Here is a 21897-nt window from a genome sequence, read left to right as displayed (position 1 = left end):
AGTAACAGAACCTTCGCGGCTGGCAGACCGTACTTGCGTGACGTGACGCGCACGCTAGTATTCTAGGGCTATGCCCGCATATGAAAAACCCCCGGCTTTGCCGGGGGATATTTATTGTGTGGACGGGCGGGGGCATCTGTGGTACAATCAAGGGGTGGGTCTGAACCACAGAGAGGGGAGAGTGAGAGCAGATGCTCGAAGCGCTGAAGCAGGCCGTGTGGGCGGCCAACATGGAGCTGCCCCAAAGGGGCCTTGTGACCTATACCTGGGGCAATGTGTCCGGCATCGACCGGGAAAAGGGACTGGTGGTCATCAAGCCCTCCGGCGTGGACTATGAGCAGCTCACCCCCGAAAAGCTGGTGGTGCTGGACCTTGACGGCAATATCATGGAAGGGGACCTGAACCCTTCGTCCGATACAAAGACCCATCTGGAATTGTACAAAGCCTTTCCGGCTCTGGGGGGCGTGGTGCACACCCACAGCCCCTATGCGGTGGCCTGGGCCCAGGCGGGGGAGGACATCCCCTGCTACGGCACCACCCACGCCGACTACTTCTACGGCCCGGTGCCCTGCGCCCGCGGCCTGACCAAGGAAGAGCTGGACGAGGATTACGAGAAAAACACCGGCAAGGTCATTGTGGAGACCTTCACGGGCCGGGGCATCGACCCGGTCCACGTGCCCGCGGTCATCTGCCGCAGCCACGGCCCCTTCACCTGGGGCAAAACGGCGGCCCAGGCGGTGTATCACGCGGTGGTGCTGGAAGAGGTGGCAAAGATGGCGCTGCTGACCCGGCAGGTGGCCCCCCAGGCGCAGCCCGCCCCCGCCCATCTGGTGGAAAAGCACTTTTTGCGCAAACATGGACCAAATGCCTATTATGGGCAGAAATAAAAGGGAGGAAAGAGGAAATGAAGTTCTTTATCGACACGGCGAATGTGGATGAAATTCGCGCGGCGAACGACATGGGCGTCATCGCGGGCGTGACCACGAACCCCAGCCTCATCGCCAAAGAGGGGCGGGACTATGCCGAGACCCTGGCCCAGATCGCGTCCATCGTGGACGGGCCCATCTCCGGCGAGGTGAAAGCCACCACCACCGACGCGGCGGGCATGATCGAGGAAGGCCGCGCCATCTACGCCCTGGACCCCAAGCGCATGGTGGTGAAGATCCCCATGACCGCCGAGGGCCTGAAGGCCATCAAAGCGCTTTCCGCCGAGGGCATCCCCACCAACTGCACCCTTATCTTTTCCGCCAACCAGGCGCTGCTGGCAGCGCGGGCGGGGGCGGCCTATGTGTCGCCCTTCCTGGGCCGGCTGGACGACATCAGCCAGCCGGGCATCGACCTCATCCAGACCATCAGCGCCATCTTCAACAACTACCCCGACCTGCACTGCGAGATCATCGCGGCCAGCGTGCGCAACCCTATCCACGTGACCGACTGCGCCCTGGCCGGTGCGGACATCGCCACCGTGCCCTACAAGGTCATCCAGCAGATGACCAAACACCCGCTCACCGACGCGGGCATCGAGAAGTTCAAAGCAGACTATGTGAAGGTGTTTGGTGAATGATATGACGAAACAACAGGAACTTGAACTGAAAAAGCTTGCCTGCAAGGCGCGCATGGGCGTGCTGACCTCCACCCACGGGGCCAAGGCGGGCCATCCGGGCGGCAGCCTCTCCGCCGCCGACGCGCTGACCTACCTTTATTTCAAGGAGATGAAGGTGGACCCCGCCGACCCCAAAGCCGAAGGCCGTGACCGGTTCGTGCTCTCCAAGGGGCACGCCGCGCCGGGGCTGTACTCTGTGCTGGCGCTGCGGGGCTATTTCCCGGTGGAGGACCTGCCCACCCTGCGCCACACCGACAGCTATCTGCAGGGCCACCCCAACATGAACACCGTGCCCGGTGTGGACATGTCCACCGGCAGCCTGGGCCAGGGCGTTTCCGCCGCCTGCGGCATGGCGCTGGCCGCCAAGTACAAAAAGCAGCCGAGCCGCGTTTACGCCCTGCTGGGCGACGGCGAGCTGCAGGAGGGCGAAGTGTGGGAGGCGGCCATGTTCGCCGCCCACTACAAGCTGGATAACCTGTGCGTTCTGGCGGACCTGAACGGCCTGCAGATCGACGGCCCGGTGGCCGAGGTGATGAATCCCGGCCCGGTGGACGAGAAGTTCAAGGCCTTCGGGTTCTTTGTGCAGGTCATCGACGGCCACAGCTTTGAGGCGCTGGAAGCGGCCTTCGCCGCCGCCCGTGCCGAGAAGGGCCGGCCCAGCGCCATCCTGCTGAAGACCACCAAGGGCAAGGGCGTCAGCTTTATGGAGAACAACGTGGGCTGGCACGGCAAGGCCCCGAACGACGCGGAGTATGAGCAGGGCATGGCGGAACTGACCGCCGCGCTCGAAGAACTGGAGGGGGAGACGGTATGAGCGAAGTGAAGACCATCGCCACCCGCGACAGCTACGGCGCCGCGCTGGTGGAACTGGGCAAGGAGCATGAGGATCTGGTGGTGCTGGACGCGGATCTGGCGGCCGCCACCAAGACCGGCGTTTTCAAGAAGGCGTTCCCGGAGCGCCATTTCGACTGCGGCATCGCGGAGCAGAACATGATCGGCGTGGCCGCGGGCATGGCGGCGGCGGGCCTTGTGCCCTTCGCCTCCAGCTTTGCCATGTTCGCCGCGGGGCGCGCCTTTGAGCAGGTGCGCAACTCGGTGGGCTACCCCCATCTGAACGTGAAGATCGGCGCCACCCACGGCGGCATCTCCGTGGGCGAGGACGGCGCGAGCCACCAGTGCTGCGAGGATTTTGCGCTGATGCGCTCCATTCCCGGCATGGTGGTGCTCTGCCCCGCCGACGACGTGGAGGCCAAGGCCGCGGTGAAGGCCGCCTATGAGCACGAGGGCCCCGTCTACCTGCGCTTCGGCCGTCTGGCGGTGCCGGTGTTCCACGACGAGGCCACCTACAAGTTCGAGATCGGCAAGGGCGAAGTGCTGCGCGAGGGCAGCGACCTTGCCATCCTGGCCACCGGCCTTGAGACCGCCGAGGCCCTGAAGGCCGCCGAGGCCCTGGCCGCCGAGGGCGTGAGCGCCCGGGTCATCAACCTGTGCAGCATCAAGCCCCTGGACGCCGGGCTGGTGCTGAAGGCCGCCAAGGAGTGCGGCAAGGTGGTCACCTGCGAGGAGCACAGCGTCATCGGGGGCCTGGGCGAAGCGGTGTGCGCCGTCATTGCCGAGGCGGGCGTGGCCTGCAAGGTCAAGCGCGTGGGCGTTGAGGACGAGTTTGGCCATTCCGGCCCCGCCAAAGAGCTGCTGGCCCAGTTCGGGCTGGACGCCGCGGGCATCGCCAAGGCCTGCCGCGAAGTGTAAAAAAGGGGAGAGAGGCAATGTCCATTGAACGGGTGAAAGCCTATTTCGCGTCGGTGGGGCTTGCGGACCGGGTGCGGGAGTTCGACGTCTCCAGCGCCACGGTGGAGCTGGCCGCGCTGGCGCTGGGCTGCGAGGGCAAGCGCATCGCCAAGACCCTCTCCTTCATGGGCCCGGCGGGCCCCCTGCTGGTGGTGGCCGCCGGCGACGCCCGCATCGATAACGCCAAATTCAAGGCGCAGTTCGGCCTCAAGGCCAAAATGCTCACCCCCGAGCAGGCGGTGGAGCTGGTGGGCCACGCGGTGGGCGGCGTTTGCCCCTTCGCCGTGAACGAGGGCGTGGAAGTGTGGCTGGATGAGTCACTCAAGCGGTTCGAGACGGTGTTCCCCGCCTGCGGCAGTTCCAACAGCGCCATCGAGCTGACCATCCCCGAGCTGGAAAAGTACGCCGCCCCCAAGGGCTGGGTGGACGTGTGCAAGGGATGGAACGACCCGGCCTGACCACAAAAAACAAAACAAAAAAGCCGCCCAGTGCAGCGCACGGGGCGGCTTTTTTGCGTCATTACAGGCTGAAATGCCAGCGGATGGCGTCGCGGCGCACTTCGCCGGGGCGCAGGATGACGTCCTGGCCGAAGGCGGGCTGGTTCACCGCATCGGGGAAGGTCTGGGGCTCCAGGCAGAAGCCGCTGCGCTTTTCATGGCCCTGCATGAAGTTGCCGGAGTAGAACTGCACGCCGGGCAGGGTGGTCTCCACCGTCATGGTGATGCCGGTGGCGGGGCTCGTCACCCGGGCCAGCGGGCGCAGGCCGTCGGGGCCGGGCACAGAGTCCAGCGCGAAGTTGTGGTCGTAGCCGCCGGCGATGGCAAGCTGGGGGCAGTCCTGCCCGATGCGCTCGCCGATGGCGTGGGGCGCGGTGAAGTCGAAGGGAGTGCCCTCCACCGCTGCCAGTTCGCCGGTGGGGATGAGTGTCTCATCCACCGGGGTGTAGCGGCTGGCAAAGAGACGGAGCTGATGGCCCATCACGGCCTCGGGGCCCGCGTCCTTGCCCGCCAGGTCCCAGTAGGCGTGGCAGGTGAAGGCGGCGGGGGTGGCCTTGTCCGCCTCGGCCTCCCACTCCAGGGCAAAGCCGTCGTCCAGCAGCTTCCAGCGCACGGTCAGCTCCAGCTTGCCGGGATAGCCCTGGTCGCCGTCGGGGCTGGTGAGGGCCAGCTCCAGCAGGTCGTCCTCCGCCCGCACAAGGCGGAACACCCGCTTGTTGAAGCCGTCCACGCCGCCGTGCAGGTGGTTTTTGCCGTTGTTGCAGGCCAGCTGGTAGTCCTTGCCGTCCAGGGTGAAATGCCCCTTGGCGATGCGGTTGGCCACGCGGCCCACAAAAGCGCCCAGATAGTCCGGGCAGTCAAGGTAGGCGGCGGGGTCGGCGTAGTTCACCAGCACCTCCACCGGCTTGCCCTCCGGGCCGGGCACCGCCACCCGCTGCAGGGTGGAGCCACGGTCCAGCACCGAGAGGGAGACGCCGCCCTTTTCCAGCGTGTAGCGGTGGACGGGGGTGCCGTCCGGCAGGGTGAGAAACAGTTCTTTCGTCACAGACATGGGTCCAGCCCTCCCTTTTGTTCAGTCGTTTTCGGTCAGATGGACGCCGCCCACCGGGCGGATGGAGACCACATGGCACATCCCCTCGCCCAGCAGGGCCTCCATGCCGGCCTTGAAGGCGGGCACGAAGTCCAGCGGCACATAGGCCTGGATGGTGCCGGCGAAGCCGCCGCCGTGCACCCGGTAAGCGCCCCGCCCGGCCAGCAGGGTGCCCGCCAGCGCCAGGGCCAGCGCCACCGGCTGTTCCTCGACTGGCTTGGAGCGGCAGAACACGTTCTGCAGGTAATCAAAGCTGGACTCGCCGCTCTCGCGCACCAGCCGCAGATAGCGGTCGAACTCGCCCACGGCCAGCGCCTGGGCCTGCAGGGCGGCCCGTTCATCGTCGGCGTAGAAGTGGAAGGCGCGCAGCAGCGCCCGGTCGCCCAGCTCCTTGCGCAGGGCGGGCAGAGCCTTGTAGAAGGCCTCCTTGGGCACGTCCCGCAGAACCTGGCCGCCCAGCGCGGCGGCCACCGCCTTCATCTCGGCGGGGATGGCGGCGTACTCGCCGGTGAGGTCGGCGTGGTCGGCGCCGGTGTCCACGATGCACAGGGCATAGCCCTGGCCCGCAAGGTCCAGCGAAAGGGGCCGCACCACCGGCGCGGCGGGGTCGGCAAAGTCCATGGCGACCACGCCGCCCACGGAACTGGCCATCTGGTCCAAAAGACCCGAGGGCTTGCCGAAGAAGACGTTCTCGGCGTACTGGCCGATCTGGGCGATGGTGACGGGGGTCTCGGCGCCGCCGGCGAACAGGTGGTTCGCGATGTTGCCGATGAGCACCTCAAAGGCGGCGGAGCTGGAAAGGCCGCTGCCCTTGAGCACCGCGGAGGTGGTGTAGGCGTCGAAGCCCTGCACCGGCCAGCCCTTTGCGGCAAAGGCGGCGCACACGCCCCGGATGAGGGAGGCGGAGTGGTTGGTCTCCTCTTCCGCGGGGGTCAGCCGGGCGAGGTCCACCACGTCCATCTTGAAGCCCTCGCTGAGCACCCGCACCGTATTGGTGCCGTTGGGCGCGGCCAGGGCGATGACGTCCAGGTCCACGCTGGCGGCCAGCACACGGCCGTGCTGGTGGTCGGTGTGGTTGCCGCCCAGCTCGGTGCGGCCCGGCGCGGAGTAGAAGGCGAACTCCCGCTCGCCGTCACCGAAGGCGGCGGTGAAGCCCTCCACCAGACGGGCATAGCGGGCGCGGCAGTCGGCGGCGGAGCGGCCCGCGCAGCCGTAGAGGCTGGCGAAGGCGGCGTCCCACCGGCCGGCGGAAAGGTCGGCTAAAAGCTGCTGTGCGTTTCTCATTGCATAAGACCCCTTTCACGGGCGTTTTGTCGGCATCATTATACCATGAAAGAAAGGCGGCGTACAGGGGCGGCGGGGGTTCTTGTCAAGAAAAGAGAGGAACGGTATAATAAAGTACAGAATAGTGAAAGGGAGGAGACCCTATGGACCGACCCGGCGTCGTTTGGCAGGACCGCAAGCGCATCATTTTCGGCCTGCCCTGGACCTTCACCAAGTACGTTCTCACCAAAGAAAAGCTGCTCATCCAGACCGGCATCCTGAGCACGAAGGAAGAGGAAGTGCGCCTTTACCGCATCATGGACGTGACCCTGCGCCGCTCGCTGGCTCAGCGGCTGTTCGGCCTGGGCACCATCCACTGCTGCTCGGCGGACAAATCCACCCCTGAGTTCGACATCAAGTGGATCCCCGACTCCGCCGCCGTGAAGGAGAAGCTCTCCGACCTGGTGGAGGCCGAGCGGATGGCCAAACGGGTGAGCGGCCGTGAGTTCATGACCGACACGGACGACGGCGAGGACATGCTGTGAGCCTTGCTTTACACCCGGCGGCCTTTGTGCTACAATAAGACCCGATAAGTCCGCGCCAGGAAGGCGCGGCGGCGCATTTTAAATAACAGCGATGAGAATGCCACGAAGGCACGGCTGCCCCGCCGCAAGGCGAAGGGCGGCGCTTTCGCGGCATTTTTTTGATGATTTGAGGTGTGGGGATGAAACTGGAAGAATTTCTGCGGGGCAAAGCCGCGGCGCTGGCCTTTTCCGGCGGCACCGACTCCGCCCTGCTGCTGGCGGCGGCGGTGAAGGCGGGCTGCAGGGTGCAGCCCTATTCTGTGCACAGCGCTTTTCAGCCCGGCTTTGAGCTGGAGGACGCAAAGCGCCTCTGCGCCCAGCTGGGGGTGGAGCTGCGGGTGCTGGAGGCCAGCCCCCTGGAGGACGAACAGGTGCGGGCCAACGGGCCCCTGCGCTGTTATTATTGTAAGAGGATGATCTTCTCGGCGCTGGTGAGCGCCGCGGCGGCGGACGGCTTTTCCGAGGTGTGGGACGGCACCAACGCCAGCGACGACGCGGCGGACCGGCCCGGCATGCGGGCGCTGGCGGAACTGGGGGTGAAAAGCCCCCTGCGCCTGTGCGGGGTGACCAAGGCCCAGGTGCGGCGCATGAGCCGGGAATTGGGCCTCTTCACCGCCCAAAAGCCCGCCTACGCCTGCCTTGCCACCCGGGTGCCCACCGGCACCCCGCTGGAGGCCGAGACCCTGCGGCGGGTGGAAGCGGCGGAAGGCGCTCTGATGGCCATGGGCTTTTCCAACTTGAGAGTGCGGGTGCTGGGGCGGCTGGGCCGCCTGCAGCTGCCCGCCGGCCAGCTGGAGGAGGCGGCGCGCCGCCACAAGGACATCACCGGGGCGCTTGCGCCCTGGTTTGACGGGGTGCTTTTGGACCTTGCGCCCCGGAAGGAGGAGTGAAGGATGGAACAGCAGGAGATGCTGGAGCTGCTGGAACAGGTGCAGGCGGGCAAGACCAGCCCCAAGGAGGCCCTGCTCCAGATGAAGATGCAGCCCTTCGAGGACCTGGGCTACGCCAAGGTGGACCACCACCGGGGCCTGCGCCAGGGGGCCCAGGAGGTGGTTTACGGGGCGGGCAAGACTCCGGATCAGATCGCGGGCATCCTGCGGGCCATGGCAGGGCGGGGGGCGAAGAACATCATCGTCACCCGCATGAGCGCCGAGGCCGCCGAGAAGGTGAAGGGGGAGGGCATCCCGCTGGACTATGACCCCCTCTCCCGCTTCGGCCTTGCCGACCCGGCCCCCATCACCGACCCCAAGGGCCTCATCGCCGTGGTCAGCGGCGGCACCAGCGACATGGCCGTCTGCGAGGAGGCCGCCCGCACCGCCGAGGCCATGGGCAACCGGGTGGAGCGGGTCTACGACGTGGGGGTGGCCGGGCTGCACCGGCTGCTGGCCCGGCTGGACGTGCTGATGCAGGCCAAGGTGGTCATCGCCGTGGCGGGCATGGAAGGGGCGCTGGCCAGCGTGGTGGGCGGCCTTGTGGACTGCCCGGTGATCGCCGTGCCCACCAGCGTGGGCTACGGGGCCAACTTCGGCGGCCTTTCCGCACTGCTCTCAATGCTCAACTCCTGCGCCAGCGGGGTGAGCGTGGTGAACATCGACAACGGCTTTGGCGCGGGGTATCTGGCCAGCATGATCAACCACATGGCGAAGGAGGACTGACAGCATGAAAACGCTGTATCTGGAATGCAACATGGGCGCGGCGGGGGACATGCTCACCGCCGCTTTGCTGGACCTGCTGCCCGAGGAGCGGCGGCAGAAATTCTTGAAGGTGATGAACGCCATCCCCGGCGTGCAGGTGAGCGTGGAGCCCGCCGAAAAATGCGGCGTGCGGGGCCTGCACGTGACCGTGCTGGCCCACGGCGTGGAGGAGCACAGCCACGACGTGCCCTGCGGCGGGGCGGGTCAGGCCCATGTCCATGAGCATGAGCATCCTCACGACCATGAGCATGACCACGAGCATGTCCATGAGCACGAACATGACCATGAGCATGCGCATGAACATGCCCATGACCACGAGCATGACCACCACCACGGCCACCATCACGCCAGCCTTGCGGACGTGCGGACCATCGTGGAGGGGCTGCCGGTGCCGGAGACGGTGAAGGCGAAGGCCATGGAGGTCTATGGCCTCATCGCCCAGGCCGAGGCCCACGCCCACGGCCAGCCGGTGGAGCTGGTGCACTTCCACGAGGTGGGCGCGCTGGACGCGGTGGCCGACGTGACGGCGGTGTGCCTGCTGATGGAGTGGCTCGGCGCGGACCGGGTGGCGGCCAGCCCGGTGAACCTGGGCGGCGGTCAGGTGAAGTGCGCTCACGGCGTGCTGCCGGTGCCCGCCCCCGCCACCGCCTGGCTGGTGCGGGACATCCCCTGCTACGGCGGCGACGTGCAGACGGAACTGTGCACCCCCACCGGGGCGGCGCTGCTGCGCACCTTTGCCTCCTCCTTCGGGCCGATGCCCGCCATGACGGTGAAGGCCGTGGGCGTTGGCGCCGGCAACAAGGAGTTTGCCGCCGCCAACGTGGTGCGGGCCTTCCTGGGCGAGACGGGGGAGAGCGGCGCGTCCGATCAGGTGATGGAGCTTGCCTGCAACCTGGACGACATGACCGGCGAGGCCATCGCCTACGCCGCCGGGGTGCTGCTGGCCGCCGGCGCGCTGGACGTTTACACCGAGGCCATCCAGATGAAGAAGAACCGCCCGGGGGTAAAGCTGTGCTGCCTGTGCCGGCCCGCCGATGCGGAGCGCCTTTCACGGCTGATGCTGGCGCACACCACCAGCTGGGGGGTGCGCCGCTGCGCGATGGAGCGGGTGGTCCAGCCCCGGGAATGCCGCCGGGTGGAGACCCCTTACGGCCCGGTGGACGTGAAGTTCGCGCCCGGCGCGCAGGGCAAGGCCAAGGCGGAATTCGACCAGGCGGCGGCCGCCGCCGCGGCTGCCGGCGTGCCCCTGGAAACGGTGCTGGAGGCGGCGCGGCGCGCTTTTGAAAAACGGTGAGAGACAGCGTTTTTTAAAGCATTCGCAAGATTTGTCTAAAAAAATTCGAAAAAATGCCGGAATATAACGCCCCATTGGGATATATTCCGGCATTTTTCAAAAGAATTTGCACAAACCTATTGACATAGGGGGGCGGCACTGTATAATAACAATCGTGTGTTGCATCTAAGGCGGGAAAAACACCCGTCAAACACATTGGCGTTGTATGTATCGCTGTAGCTGCCGTGGCAAGGAGGCTCTAACGTTTTGTAAGGTCCACAGGCGGTGTAACAAACCTTTTGCGGGGCGATATAATTGGCGCTGACCCGCGGGCCGTCCGCCCCGGGAGAGTTCCGCAAAGGGGGATGCATGTAAAATGAATGAGATCGTATCGCTGAAAAACATTGTTGTCGACTTTGACGGCGAGCCGGTGCTGACCGGCCTGTCGCTGGACATCCACGACAAGGAGTTTGTGACCTTCCTGGGGCCCTCGGGCTGCGGCAAGACCACCACCCTCCGGGTCATCGGTGGATTCGTTCAGCCGAAGTCGGGCAATGTTTTTTTTAATGGCAAGGACATCACCGGCCTGCCGCCTTACAAGCGTCAGGTGAACACGGTATTCCAGAAGTATGCCCTGTTCCCGCACCTGAACGTGTTCGAGAACGTGGCCTTCGGCCTGCGCCTGCAGAAGCTGCCGGAGAAGGAGATCCGCAGCCGGGTGCTGGAGATGCTGGAAGTGGTGGGCCTCAAGGGCTTCGAGCGCCGCCACACCGACCGGCTTTCCGGCGGCCAGCAGCAGCGCGTGGCCATTGCCCGCGGCCTTGTGAACCACCCGAAGGTCCTGCTGCTGGACGAGCCTCTGGGCGCTTTGGACCTGAAACTGCGCAAGGAGATGCAGCTGGAGCTGAAACGCCTGCAGCAGGCCATGGACATCACCTTCATCTACGTCACCCACGACCAGGAGGAAGCTCTGACCATGAGCGACACCGTGGTGGTGATGAACGACGGCGACATCCAGCAGATCGGCAGCCCGGAGGACATCTACAACGAGCCTCAGAACGCCTTTGTGGCCGACTTCATCGGCGAGAGCAACATCCTGGACGGCATCATGCTGCGGGACTTCCAGGTGGAGTTTGCCGGCAGCCAGTTCACCTGCGTGGACAAGGGCTTCGAGCGCAACCAGCCGGTGCAGGTGGTGGTGCGCCCCGAGGACGTGCAGGTGGTGCCCGCCATCCAGGGCCAGCTCACCGGCATCGTGAAGGACCTCATCTTCAAGGGGGTGCACTTCGAGATGCACGTGGAGCAGGCCGGCTACGAGTGGATCATCCACTCCACCCAGGCCAGCGCCCCCGGTGAACTGATCGGCATGCGCATCGGGCCGGACGAGATCCACATCATGGCCCGCATGGAGGAATGAGCCATGCTGAAAAATAAGAGCCTCGCCTTTCCGTACCTCATCTGGATGACTGTGTTCATCGCCGTGCCGCTTTTGATCGTGGTGTACTTTGCGTTCACCACCAAAAGCGGCGCCTTTACGCTGGAGAACATCACCGCCCTGGGCGACTACACCACCGTGTTCGTGCGCAGCCTTCTTCTGGCCGCCATTGCCACGGTGATCTGCCTTGTGCTGGCCTTCCCGGTGGGCTACTGGCTCAGCCGGCTGCCTGTTTCCAGCCAGCGGATGATGCAGATGCTGGTCATCCTGCCCATGTGGATGAACTTCCTTCTGCGCACCTACGCCTGGATGAGCCTTCTGGAAAACAACGGCCTCATCAACCGCTTTCTGGGCCTGTTCGGCATCGGGCCCTTTGAGATGATCAACACCCAGGGCGCGGTGGTCCTGGGCATGGTCTACAACTATCTGCCCTATATGATCCTGCCGCTCTACACCGCCATGGTGAAGATCGACAACAGCATCATCGAGGCCGCCCAGGACCTGGGCGCCGACATCTTCCGGGTGCTGGGCCGGGTGCTCATCCCCCTGGCCATGCCCGGCATCGCCACCGGCATCACCATGGTGTTCGTGCCCAGCGTTTCCACCTTCATCATCAGCCGCATGCTGGGCGGCGGCGACACCATGCTGGTGGGCGATCTGATCGAGCTGCAGTTCCTGGGCAACAGCTACAACTACAACCTGGGCAGCGCCATGAGTCTGGTGCTGATGGTCATCGTGCTTTTGTGCATGAGCCTGACCAACACCAGCGGCAACAAAGACGGTGTGGAGGGGGTCATGTAAATGAAACAGTCTCATCTTCGCGCGTTGCAGCGGGTGTATCTCGTGCTGCTGTTCTCCTTCATGTATGTGCCCATCGCCGTGATGGCGGTGTTCAGCTTCAACGAGAGCAAGAGCCGCACCATCTTCACCGGCTTCACCTTCAAGTGGTACAAGAGCCTGTTCCACAACGAGATGATTTTGAGCGCCCTGGGCCTGAGCCTTGTGGTGGCCCTTATCGCCGCGGTGGTCGCCACCGTGGTGGGCACTGCCGCGGCCATCGGCATCAACGCCATGGGCAAGCGCAGCCAGGCGGTCATCAACAACATCAGCTACATGCCCGTGGTCAACCCCGAGATCATCACCGGCGTTTCGCTGATGCTGCTGTTCGTGGTGGTCAAGGACGGCATCGCCTGGGCCAACCAGAACCTGGGCTGGACCCTGCCGGAAAACATCTTCGGCCTGCCCACCCTGCTCATCGCCCACATCTCCTTCTGCCTGCCTTATGTCATCTTCAACGTCTCGCCCAAGCTGCGGCAGCTGGACGTGCGGGTCTATGAGGCGGCGCTGGACCTGGGCTGCAACCCCAAGCAGGCCTTCTTCAAGGTGGTGCTGCCGGAGCTGGCTCCGGCCATCCTCTCCGCCTTCCTCATCTGCCTGACCTATTCCATCGACGATTTTCTGATCTCCTACTTCACCAGCGGCACCACCCAGACGCTGCCCATCGTGATCTACAGCATGACCCGCAAGAAGGTCAGCCCGGAGATCAACGCCCTTTCCACGGTGATGTTCCTGGTGATCCTGGCCATCATCCTTTTCTACAATTATCTGGACGGACGCCGTGAGCGGCGGAAGGCCTGATAATATAAAAAATGCCCGATGGGCGGCTCTGCGGGGCCGCCGGGCAAATCATAAGCGGCCCAAAGAGGCCGCGAACGGAGGAAATCAATGAAAAAACTGTTCTGCACCCTGCTCGCTGCACTGCTGTGCGCGGGCGCCATGGCCATGCCCGCTACGGCGGCGGACGAAGAAATGATCGTGGTCAACGACGACATCTCCGTCAGCGCCGACTACGACTGGACCCGCCTTGCCGACCAGGGCATCACCCTGAACGTCTACAACTGGGGCCTGTACATCTCCGACGGCAGCGACGAGAGCGTGGATATTCTGTCGGCATTCACCGAGCTCACCGGCATCGAGGTGAACTACACCACCTACGACACCAACGAGAGCCTGTATGCCAAGCTCAAGAGCGGCGGCGCGGATTATGACGTGATCATCCCCAGCGACTACATGATCGGCAAGATGATCAACGAGGGCATGCTGGAAAAGCTGGACTTCAGCAACATCCCCAACATGGCCAAGATCGGCGAACAGTACAAGGGCCAGGAGTACGACCCGAACGACGAGTACAGCGTGCCCTACACCTGGGGCGTTGTGGGCCTTGTCTACAACAAGACCATGGTGGACGAGGCGCCCACCAGCTGGGACGCCATGTGGGATGAGAAGTACGAGAACTCCATCCTGATGTTCAACAACAGCCGCGACGCCTTCGCCATTGCCGCCAAGCGCCTGGGCATGAGCATGAACCCCACCACCGTGGAGGAAGTGAACACCATCGCCGAGGAGCTGAAGGCCCAGAAAAGCCTGGTGCAGGCCTACGTGATGGACGAGATCTTCGACAAGATGGAGGGCGGCGAGGCCGCGCTGGCCCCCTACTATGCCGGCGACGCGATGACGATGATGGACGAGAACCCCGACCTGGGCTTTGCCATCCCCGAGGAGGGCACCAACTACTTCGTGGACGCCATGTGCATCCCCGCCGGCAGCAAGAACAAGGAAGCCGCCGAGATGTTCATCAACTACATGTGCGAGACCAGCGTGGGCGTGGCCAACTGCGACTACATCGGCTACTCCACCCCCATCACCGAGGTGTGGGAGCAGCTGCCCGATGACCTGAAATACAGCGAGGTGGCCTACCCCAGCGCGGAAGTGCTGGCCAACACCGAGGTGTTCACCGTGCTGCCCGACGAGATCAACGCCGCCATGGACAAAGCCTGGAGCGACATGAAGAGCTACAGCGAGGGCGGCAGCAGCTGGCTGATCCCCGTGGGGCTGTTGGTGGCCGTGGCGGTCGTTGTGCTGCTGTTCTGGAGCCGCAACCGCAAAAAGCAGCGCGAGGATTACTAAACCCCGTTTTTGAAAAATGAGAAAGCGCCCCCGCGGCCAAACCGGCCGCGGGGGCGCTTTTGTGTGATTTGAGTGGGCGGGGAGGGGCCGCGGGTTTTGGTGCGCGCGGGCACGCCGCAGCGGGGAAAGACCCGCGCCGCCCGGCTGTGGGCCGCCGTCCGTCAGCGCCCGCCCTGTTTCAATTCTTCCAGATAGGCCGCCAGTTCGTCGATGTCCTCCTTGGAGAGGTCTTTCGTCTGGGCCATGGCGGCGATGAGGTTTTTGGCGCTGCCGCCGAACATCCGTTCCAGGGCCGAGCGGCTCTCCACCGGCAGGTAGTCCTCCCGGGCCAGGGCGGCGGCGTAAAGATAGCCTTTGCCCTGCTTTTCGCGGCTGACGTACCCTTTTGCCTCCAACCGGCCCAGCAGCGCCAGCAGGGTGGTGCTGGCCCAGCGCCGGCGGGCAAGGCGCTCCTCCAGCTGGGCCCGGGTGAGGGGGCCGGAGGCGGCCCACAGTTCCTTCATGATTTCCAGTTCCGCGTCGGGCAGGCGCTTTATTTCTAATTCACTCATGGTTCGTTTCCCTCCTGCGATGTGGTGTCTGCCGGGGTGCGCTTCATCCACTGCCAGCTCTCGCCGTAGTCCCGGGTGTAGAAGATCACCCGGTCGGAGCTGTCGTCTCCCCAGGCGGTGAAGGCCGCGAAGCCCGGCTGGGCGTCGGCGAAGAGGTCCGGCTCGTAGTCCGGCCCGCCCAGGCTCAGGGCGCTGCACACATGGCAGTTTTCCCAGGGGGCGTCGGGCAGAGTGGAGGCCGCCTCGCTCAGGTCCAGCAGCTGCCAGGTCTGGCCGCCGTTCAAGGTGCGCAGCAGATTGAATCTGCCGTTTGTGCCGTAGCCGCCGCCGTGGGCGCACAAAAAGCCCACTCTTTCGTTCAGGAACAGGAAGGGCCGGCAGGCGGACAGGGCAAGCCCCTTGCCGGTGCCGCCCGTAAAGTCGCTGCCGTCTCCGTTGTACATCTCCTGCCAGCTTTCGCCCCCGTCGGTGGTGCGCAGCACCACAAAGTCGGCGGAGCTGACGAAATGGCGGTCGTGGGCGGGGCCGTAACCCCATTCGGCGTAATAGACCAGAAAACCGGTGTTGGGGCTGACGAACTGGTAGGCGCTGGGCCTTACCCGGGCGGCGCCGTTCGCCACGCCGTCCGCTTCCAGCGAGGCCCAGTCATTCTTCTGCGCTGTCTTTTCCAGCCAGTCGGAACAGTCCAGGGTGGTGCTGGTCCAGGTCTCGCCGCCGTCCGCGGTGTTCCACAGGGTCAGGCGCTTTTGCGCTTCGCCCTCAAGGCCGTACTGTGCCAGCCCGGCGTATTGCAGGTCGGGAGAGGCATAACTGAAGGGGGCCACGGGCGGAAGCTCGCCCGCCTCCTCCGGCAGCGGCACAGGGCCCGCGCCGTTGCAGTAGGCCGCCGGCCAGACCTCTTCTTCCGAAACGTAGGATCTGATGAGGGACTCGGTGTACTGGGCGCGCATTTCGTCGTTGTAGCGGTACATCCACTGCCAGCTTTCACCGTAGTCGCGGGTATAAAGCACCACCATGTCGCCGAGGGTGTCGCCCTTGTCGCCCCAGGCAGTGAAGGCCGCGAAGCCCGGTTCAGCGCCGGTGATCAGGTCCTCCTGGGGCAGGTGCCGGGTGGAGCAGCCCAGCGCGCCGCAGACGTGGCGGCGCTGCCAGGGCGCGCCGGGCAGGGTGTCGGCCACTTCGCCCAGGTCCAGCTGCTGCCAGGTCTGGCCGCCGTCGGTGGTGCGCAGCAGGTTGAACCGGCCTTTCTCGCCGTAGCCTTCCCCGTGGGCGCACAAGAAACCCACGTTCTCGTTCAAAAAGGCGAAGGGGGTGCTGATGACGATGTTGAGGGGGGTGCCGTTGCCGGCGTCCCGCCCATCGCCAAAGTACATCTCCTGCCAGCTCTCGCCGCCGTCCAGGGTGCGCAGCAGTACAAAGGTGTCGCTGGTGACGGTGAAGCGCTTGTCTGTGGGGCCGGATTCATACATGCCATAGAAGGCCAGGAAGCCCACCTCCGGGCTGACGAACTGGTAATGCCTGGGAATGGCCCAGGCGATGCTCTTGTTGAAGACCGACTGCTTGCGCTCGTCCCAGTGCTCCTCTTCGCCCATCCGTTCCAGCCAGGGCGAGCAGTCCAGCGGGGTGGTGGTCCAGTTCTCGCCGCCGTCGGCGGAGGTCCAAAGGGCCAGCTGACCCGGGTGCTCCGCGTCCGCGTCGGGCAGGGCAAGGCCGAAATACTTTTGGTCAGCGGAGGCGTAGCCGGCCCAGCGGTGGCGGCCCACGCTGTCCAGATCCACGGGGAGCTTCTCAGAGGGCAGAAGGCCGGGGTCGTTCACACCGGAACTTTGAAAGGCGCCGTTGTGGGAATAGTAGACCGAGGGCCAGACCTCGGTGCTCGTGGCAAGGTCGGACACAGGCGCGGCGGAGGCGGGCGGTGCGGAGACCGGCGGCTCACCGCTCTCCGCCGGCGTGGCGCTGCATGCCACCAGGGCGCCCGCCAGGGCGGCGGCGAGGCAGAACACCGCCAGTGCCGCCGCGCCCCGCCGCTTGGGGGAAGTGTCCCACAGGCGGGCAAAGCGGACCTTCACATCCTTCTTGGTCAGGGAAAAGCAGGTGGTCAGCGCCGGGGCGCGGCCATGACCCACCGCGTGGAGCAGCGCGTCGCAGTAGGCCGCCCGGTGCTCTGCGCCCAGCGCGGCGAGCACCGCCTCGTCGCAGGCGGTCTCCATGTCCCGCCCGGCCCGCTTTGCCAGCAGCCAGGCGGCGGGGTTATACCAGTGCAGCGCCAGCACAAGGCTGAACAGCGCCTTGCGGGCAAGGTCGTGGCGGCGCAGGTGGACCAGCTCATGGGCCAGCAGATAGGCGCCGTCCGCTCCGGGCTGTGCGCCCTCCGGCACCAGCAGCACCGGGCGCAAAAAGCCCGCCGCCATCGCGCCGGTCACGTCGGGGCTGGCCAGCAGCCGGGGCCGCTTTGCCAGCGGCTGGCGGGCAAACGCCTCGCCCAGCGCGGCCTGCCAGCTTTCATTTGCGGGCAGGGCGCGGCGCAGCGTTCTGCGCCGCCAAAGGAGATAGCCCAGCCACTGCCAGCCGGCCACGCCCGCCGCGCCCGCCAGCCAGAGCAGGGCCAGCCAGTCAAGCGGGGCAAAGGCCGCCAGCGGCGAGGGGGAGACGGTCACGGTGATCTCGCCATCGGAAGAAGGAGCGGGCATTTCCGGGGCGGCGTAGTCTGTTTCGGGAGCCGTGGCCGACTGCCCGGCGCTCTGCCCCTGCCCGGACACGGCGGCATGACCGGTGGAAACGGCCGGGGCAGTCGAATGCTCCGTGTCGGGGCCGGGGACCGCCGTCTGGGGCGCGGGCGCTTCGTCGGGCTCCGCGGCGGCCAGCAGCGCCGGGGGAGGGGTGAGGGTCACCGTTGCGGGGGCGGTTTCGGGCAGAACGGCCCGCAGAGGCAGCACCAGCAGCACAGCCAGCGCCAACCACGCCCGGCAGAACCAGCGGGCACTGTATCGTTTTTGAAGCAGCGGCGTGGCTGCCAGCAGCGCCGCCACCGCCAGACCCAGCACAAGGCTCTGGGCAAAATAGTCCAGGAACAGGGTGCGCATGAAAACACCTCCGAACATTTGACAAGTGTAGTAGGTCTGCCTACATTCTACATCCGTCAAAGGTGGAAGTCAACCCCGTTTGTTACTTTTCTGAAAATATGGTATAATGCATTTCAAACCGCTGCAATTTGCCGCCCGGCCCTGGCCCGGGCGGTATTCGCTTGAAAAGGAGGCGTTGGCCCCGTGGCCGAGACCAAGTTTTATACCGAGCAGTTCCGGGTGATGGACTGCGACTGTGACATGAACCACCGGCTGACGGCGGGGGCGTTCCTGCGTCTGGCGCAGCAGATCTCCACCGATCAGTGCGAGTCCATTGGCATGAACGACAACTTTTACCGGCAAAACCACGCGGTGTTCCTGCTGGCAAAGCAGGCCCTGCAGGTGGACCGGGTGCCCCGGGGCGGCGAGGTGCTGACCCTTGTCACCATGCCGGAGCAGTGCAAACGGGCGGTGTTCAAGCGCGTCACCGAAGCCCGGGACGAAAAGGGCGAACGGGTGGCCCTTCTGGACAGCCGCTGGGTGCTGGTGGACACCGACACCCGCCGCATCCTGCGCCGCCCGCCCCAGGCCTTCGAGGCATTTCACTTTGAGGACGAGGTGCCCTTCACGCTGGATGTGGCCATCCGCAAGCCCGGCGAGACGGCCCCCGCGGGCAGGGTGACCGCCACCTACAGCCGGTGCGACACCAACGGCCATATGAACAACACCCGCTATGCCGACGCTGCCGCGGACGTGCTGCCGCTGGAGGTGCTGACCCGCGGCGCGGTGAAGAGTTTGGTCATCAGCTACCACAACGAGCTGCCCGCCGGCCAGAGCGCGGAACTGGTGCTTGGCCGGGATGAGAACGGCGGCTGGTATGTGGCAGGCCAGCGGGAGGACGGAAAGCCCTGCTTTGAGGCCGTGCTGACCGTGGAATAACACCCGCGCGAAGGGGAGAGAAAAGGGCGGTCCGGTTTCAAATTGTAATTATTTTGAAATTTTTTCACCAAAAGGTGTTGACAAAAGGTTTCAAAAAAGTTACAATGAGAGTGCAAGAAAGCAACAGCCTTTTTCATGTGTTGCGGAGCGTTCGCCGTTTTATTCTCCTCCTGCCGGGTCTGCCGGCCCGGTTCTCAAAAACGGGTGCAACGGGCGTTCCGAAAGTCCTGTGACAAAGCCCCCGCCGTCCCTCCGGCGGGGGCTTTGTTTACTCTTTCGCCGCGGGTAGTCGTACTTCTGCGCGGGATTTTGTCGTTATGCCAAGATTGGGGCAAAGAGCGGCGCAAACTTTGTGGCAGCCGCATTTTGCATTTTGTGCGCGAATGTGGTACACTTTTTTAAATCAACCCCGAGAACGGGAAAAACGAACAATATAAAAGGAGATGCGTTATGGCCTACTATTTCGATCAGCCCAGCCGTACCTTTGGTGAATATCTTCTGGTGCCCGGGTATTCCTCGTCCGAGTGTGTGCCCGACGCGGTGAGCCTTAAGACCCCGCTGGTGAAGTACCGCAAGGGCCAGGAGGATTGTCCCCTGACCATGAACATTCCCATGATCAGCGCCATCATGCAGTCGGTCTCCGGGCCGGATCTGGCCATCGCCCTGGCCAAGCAGGGCGGCGTGTCCTTCATCTTCGGCTCTCAGAGCATCGAGAGCGAGGCGGAGATGGTGCGCAAGGTGAAGAGCTACAAGAAGGGCTTCGTCACCAGCGACTCCAACCTAAAGCCCTCCGCCACCCTGGCGGACGTGCTGGCCCTGAAGGAAAAGACCGGCCACTCCACCGTGGCCGTCACCGAGGACGGCACCGCCCATGGCAAGCTGGTGGGCATCGTGGCCAGCCGCGACTACCGCATCAGCCGCATGGCCCTCACCGAGAAGGTGGCGGACTTCATGACCCCGCTGGACAAGCTGGTCATCGCCCCCGACACCACCACCCTGAAAGAGGCCAACGACATCATCTGGGACAACAAGATCAACTCCCTGCCCCTGGTGGACGAGAACGGCTGCCTGAAGTACATGGTCTTCCGCAAGGACTACGACAGCCACAAGGAGAACGTCAACGAGCTGCTGGACGCCGGCAAGAGCTACGTTGTGGGCGCGGGCATCAACACCCGCGACTACGCCGAGCGGGTGCCCGCTCTGGTGGAGGCCGGCGTGGACGTGCTGTGCATCGACTCCTCCGAGGGCTTCACCGAGTGGCAGAGCCGCACAATCGACTGGATCCGCGCCCATTACGGCGACAAGGTGAAGGTGGGCGCGGGCAACGTGGTGGACCGGGACGGCTTCCGTTTCCTGGCCGAGGCCGGCGCTGACTTCGTGAAGATCGGCATCGGCGGCGGTTCCATCTGCATCACCCGCGAGACCAAGGGCATCGGCCGCGGCCAGGCCACCGCCGTCATCGAGGTGGCCAAGGCCCGGGACGAGTACTACAAGGAGACCGGCATCTACGTGCCCATCTGCTCCGACGGCGGCATCGTCCACGACTACCACATCACCCTGGCCCTGGCCATGGGCGCCGACTTCGTGATGCTGGGCCGTTACTTCGCCCGCTTCGACGAGAGCCCCACCAACAAGGTGCGCATCAACGGCCAGTACATGAAGGAGTACTGGGGCGAGGGTTCCAACCGTGCCCGCAACTGGCAGCGCTACGACCTGGGCGGCGCCACCAAGCTGAGCTTTGAGGAAGGCGTGGACAGCTACGTGCCCTACGCCGGTTCCCTGGCCGACGGCGTGACCAACACCCTCTACAAAGTGCGAAGCACCATGTGCAACTGCGGCGCTTTGAGCATCGAGGAGCTGCAGCAGAAGGCGCGGCTCACCGTGGTCTCCTCCACCAGCATCGTGGAGGGCGGCAGCCACGACGTTGTGCTGAAGAACAACACCAACGCCTGATAAAAACAAGCGAGGCCCCGGGCTTTTGCCCGGGGCCTTTTTCTGTTGAGAAAAGCGCCCGCGCGTTCTGAAAATGAACGCGCGGGCGCTTTTTTGTCATTTCTTCTGGGGCCACAGCTTCCAGGCGATGGGCATGAGGGCGAAGCTCAGCGCCGCGCCGGCCGCCACGTCCAGGACCGAGTGCTGCTGCAGCACCAGGGTGGCCCAGCACATCGCCAGACATTCCGCCACCATCAGCACCTTCACCCACCGGCGGCGGGCGAACAGCTTGCTGCGCACGGTGACGATGCCCACCGCCACCGTGCTGGAGATGTGGATGGAGGGGCAGACGTTGGTGGGGGTGTCGATGGTGCGCAGCAGTTCCACCGCCTTGCAGAGCAGGTTGTCCCGCGGGATGGGCTGGCGCAGGTCAAGGCCGGTGGGCAGAACCACATAAAGGGCAAGGCAGATGGTCATGCCCACGAACATGATGAAGCAAAGCCGAAGATAATCGCCCTTGTCCTTCAAAAGAAAGAACACCGGCCCGCCCACCAGCAGCAGATACCAGCTGCAATAGGGGATGATGCCCCACTCGCAGAAGGGGATGAAGTCGTCCAGCGGGCAGTGGACGATGAAGCGGGGCTCGGTGATGCGCTCCAGCGCGAAAAAGCTCAGCAGGTAAAAGGCAAAATAGCCCACCGCGATCCAGGTCTCGGGGTGGCGGCGCAGAAAAGCCGTCAGCCCGTTTTTTGTTTGGTTCATTGGGTCTCCTCCGTTCGGGCGTCGGGGGCAAAGCGCAGCCCCCGCACCCGCAGATAATAGTTCAGCGCCCCGCGCACCGCAGTCTCCGGCAGCTGAAAGTATTCCGCCAGCTGCCAGGGCTCGGTGTAGCCCGCGCTGACCGCGTTTTGCAGTTCCTCAAAGGGCAGATACCGCTGGATGGCCCAGCGGTTCGCCTTGTATTCGTGGCGGCACACAAGGTCGTAGGGGCTGCTCACCCGATGGGTGCAGCCGGTGGCGCAGTGGCCCAGTTCGTGGGCCAGGGCGGCCTTGAATTCCTGCAGGCTGCCCAGGCGGTCAAAGTCTACGAAGATGCCGTAGCGGCCCGCCACTTCCACGGTGGCCGCGCCGGCAAAGCCGATGTTGTAAGGGTAGATGCGCGCGTCCAGCGTTTGGGCGTCGCGGTAGAGAACGGACAGTTCCATTGTCAGATTCACGC

The 21897-nt window shown here is 64.8% G+C and carries 21 protein-coding genes; 15 read left to right on the top strand and 6 right to left on the bottom strand.

What is annotated here, in order from left to right:
- Nucleotides 1–191: 191 nt before the first annotated feature.
- The 5 genes from ACMI1Q_RS09695 to ACMI1Q_RS09675 are packed head-to-tail and all read left to right on the top strand — an operon-like array spanning nucleotide 192 to nucleotide 3849.
- Nucleotides 192–887 (top strand): L-ribulose-5-phosphate 4-epimerase, encoded by a 696-nt coding sequence (locus ACMI1Q_RS09695; protein ID WP_419503615.1) that lies wholly within the window; start codon nucleotides 192–194, stop codon nucleotides 885–887.
- Between the two features lie 17 nt (nucleotides 888–904).
- Nucleotides 905–1564, top strand: coding sequence for a fructose-6-phosphate aldolase (gene fsa / locus ACMI1Q_RS09690; protein WP_419503614.1), 660 nt, complete (start codon nucleotides 905–907; stop codon nucleotides 1562–1564).
- Between the two features lies 1 nt (nucleotide 1565).
- Nucleotides 1566–2417 carry a transketolase gene (locus ACMI1Q_RS09685; RefSeq protein ID WP_419503613.1) on the top strand — a complete coding sequence of 284 codons (852 nt, stop codon included), beginning with the start codon at nucleotides 1566–1568 and terminating at the stop codon, nucleotides 2415–2417.
- Complete coding sequence (locus ACMI1Q_RS09680) at nucleotides 2414–3352, top strand: transketolase family protein (protein WP_419503612.1); 939 nt, start codon at nucleotides 2414–2416, stop codon at nucleotides 3350–3352. The genes ACMI1Q_RS09685 and ACMI1Q_RS09680 overlap by 4 nt, the downstream gene beginning before the upstream one ends.
- Before the next feature lie 17 nt (nucleotides 3353–3369).
- Complete coding sequence (locus ACMI1Q_RS09675; protein ID WP_394980258.1) at nucleotides 3370–3849, top strand: YbaK/EbsC family protein; 480 nt, start codon at nucleotides 3370–3372, stop codon at nucleotides 3847–3849.
- A gap of 61 nt (nucleotides 3850–3910) precedes the next feature.
- Here the strand turns inward: ACMI1Q_RS09675 and ACMI1Q_RS09670 are convergent, their stop codons facing one another.
- Both ACMI1Q_RS09670 and ACMI1Q_RS09665 read right to left on the bottom strand, forming a co-directional pair.
- Nucleotides 3911–4939 (bottom strand): aldose epimerase family protein, encoded by a 1029-nt coding sequence (locus ACMI1Q_RS09670; protein ID WP_419503611.1) that lies wholly within the window; start codon nucleotides 4937–4939, stop codon nucleotides 3911–3913.
- 21 nt (nucleotides 4940–4960) lie between these two features.
- Complete coding sequence (locus tag ACMI1Q_RS09665) at nucleotides 4961–6262, bottom strand: galactokinase (protein ID WP_419503610.1); 1302 nt, start codon at nucleotides 6260–6262, stop codon at nucleotides 4961–4963.
- A 143-nt stretch (nucleotides 6263–6405) separates the two neighbouring features.
- On the opposite strand from ACMI1Q_RS09665, the gene ACMI1Q_RS09660 reads away from it, so the two are divergent.
- From ACMI1Q_RS09660 to ACMI1Q_RS09625, 8 genes are all read left to right on the top strand, one after another.
- Nucleotides 6406–6786 (top strand): PH domain-containing protein, encoded by a 381-nt coding sequence (locus ACMI1Q_RS09660; RefSeq protein ID WP_419503609.1) that lies wholly within the window; start codon nucleotides 6406–6408, stop codon nucleotides 6784–6786.
- Nucleotides 6787–6965: 179 nt separating this feature from the next.
- Nucleotides 6966–7715 carry a 7-cyano-7-deazaguanine synthase gene (locus ACMI1Q_RS09655; RefSeq protein ID WP_419503608.1) on the top strand — a complete coding sequence of 250 codons (750 nt, stop codon included), beginning with the start codon at nucleotides 6966–6968 and terminating at the stop codon, nucleotides 7713–7715.
- A 3-nt stretch (nucleotides 7716–7718) separates the two neighbouring features.
- A complete protein-coding gene (larB, locus tag ACMI1Q_RS09650; RefSeq protein WP_419503607.1) occupies nucleotides 7719–8480 on the top strand; it encodes a nickel pincer cofactor biosynthesis protein LarB in 762 nt (253 codons plus the stop codon).
- A 4-nt stretch (nucleotides 8481–8484) separates the two neighbouring features.
- Nucleotides 8485–9813, top strand: a complete 1329-nt coding sequence (gene larC / locus ACMI1Q_RS09645; protein WP_419503606.1) for a nickel pincer cofactor biosynthesis protein LarC — start codon at nucleotides 8485–8487, stop codon at nucleotides 9811–9813.
- A gap of 355 nt (nucleotides 9814–10168) precedes the next feature.
- Nucleotides 10169–11209: a spermidine/putrescine ABC transporter ATP-binding protein gene (potA, locus tag ACMI1Q_RS09640; protein ID WP_419503605.1), complete on the top strand. Its 1041-nt coding sequence runs from the start codon at nucleotides 10169–10171 to the stop codon at nucleotides 11207–11209.
- A 3-nt stretch (nucleotides 11210–11212) separates the two neighbouring features.
- Nucleotides 11213–12028: an ABC transporter permease gene (locus ACMI1Q_RS09635; protein WP_177521610.1), complete on the top strand. Its 816-nt coding sequence runs from the start codon at nucleotides 11213–11215 to the stop codon at nucleotides 12026–12028.
- Nucleotides 12029–12865 carry an ABC transporter permease gene (locus ACMI1Q_RS09630; protein WP_394980267.1) on the top strand — a complete coding sequence of 279 codons (837 nt, stop codon included), beginning with the start codon at nucleotides 12029–12031 and terminating at the stop codon, nucleotides 12863–12865. It abuts the gene before it with no gap.
- 87 nt (nucleotides 12866–12952) lie between these two features.
- Nucleotides 12953–14194 (top strand): ABC transporter substrate-binding protein, encoded by a 1242-nt coding sequence (locus tag ACMI1Q_RS09625; protein WP_419503604.1) that lies wholly within the window; start codon nucleotides 12953–12955, stop codon nucleotides 14192–14194.
- Nucleotides 14195–14355: 161 nt separating this feature from the next.
- On the opposite strand, the gene ACMI1Q_RS09620 is transcribed toward ACMI1Q_RS09625, so the two are convergent.
- Nucleotides 14356–14745, bottom strand: a complete 390-nt coding sequence (locus ACMI1Q_RS09620) for a BlaI/MecI/CopY family transcriptional regulator (protein WP_177522247.1) — start codon at nucleotides 14743–14745, stop codon at nucleotides 14356–14358.
- Nucleotides 14742–17828: a M56 family metallopeptidase gene (locus tag ACMI1Q_RS09615; protein WP_419503603.1), complete on the bottom strand. Its 3087-nt coding sequence runs from the start codon at nucleotides 17826–17828 to the stop codon at nucleotides 14742–14744. The genes ACMI1Q_RS09620 and ACMI1Q_RS09615 overlap by 4 nt, the downstream gene beginning before the upstream one ends.
- Before the next feature lie 183 nt (nucleotides 17829–18011).
- Between ACMI1Q_RS09615 and ACMI1Q_RS09610 the strand changes: the two genes are divergently transcribed.
- Both ACMI1Q_RS09610 and ACMI1Q_RS09605 read left to right on the top strand, forming a co-directional pair.
- Nucleotides 18012–18746 carry an acyl-[acyl-carrier-protein] thioesterase gene (locus tag ACMI1Q_RS09610; RefSeq protein ID WP_419503602.1) on the top strand — a complete coding sequence of 245 codons (735 nt, stop codon included), beginning with the start codon at nucleotides 18012–18014 and terminating at the stop codon, nucleotides 18744–18746.
- 450 nt (nucleotides 18747–19196) lie between these two features.
- Nucleotides 19197–20699 carry an IMP dehydrogenase gene (locus ACMI1Q_RS09605; protein ID WP_419503601.1) on the top strand — a complete coding sequence of 501 codons (1503 nt, stop codon included), beginning with the start codon at nucleotides 19197–19199 and terminating at the stop codon, nucleotides 20697–20699.
- Between the two features lie 96 nt (nucleotides 20700–20795).
- Here the strand turns inward: ACMI1Q_RS09605 and ACMI1Q_RS09600 are convergent, their stop codons facing one another.
- Together ACMI1Q_RS09600 and ACMI1Q_RS09595 are read right to left on the bottom strand one after the other, a co-directional pair.
- Nucleotides 20796–21440 (bottom strand): phosphatase PAP2 family protein, encoded by a 645-nt coding sequence (locus ACMI1Q_RS09600; protein ID WP_419503600.1) that lies wholly within the window; start codon nucleotides 21438–21440, stop codon nucleotides 20796–20798.
- Nucleotides 21437–21883 (bottom strand): ImmA/IrrE family metallo-endopeptidase, encoded by a 447-nt coding sequence (locus ACMI1Q_RS09595; RefSeq protein ID WP_177522357.1) that lies wholly within the window; start codon nucleotides 21881–21883, stop codon nucleotides 21437–21439. Before ACMI1Q_RS09595 ends, ACMI1Q_RS09600 begins: the two co-directional genes overlap by 4 nt.
- Nucleotides 21884–21897 lie beyond the last annotated feature (14 nt).

The organism is Candidatus Allofournierella excrementavium (assembly GCF_048526665.1).
GTDB classification, from domain to species: domain Bacteria; phylum Bacillota; class Clostridia; order Oscillospirales; family Ruminococcaceae; genus Allofournierella_A; species Allofournierella_A excrementavium.
Note: the sequence above shows the minus strand (reverse complement) of the source record. Positions and strands in the feature narration are given on the sequence as shown.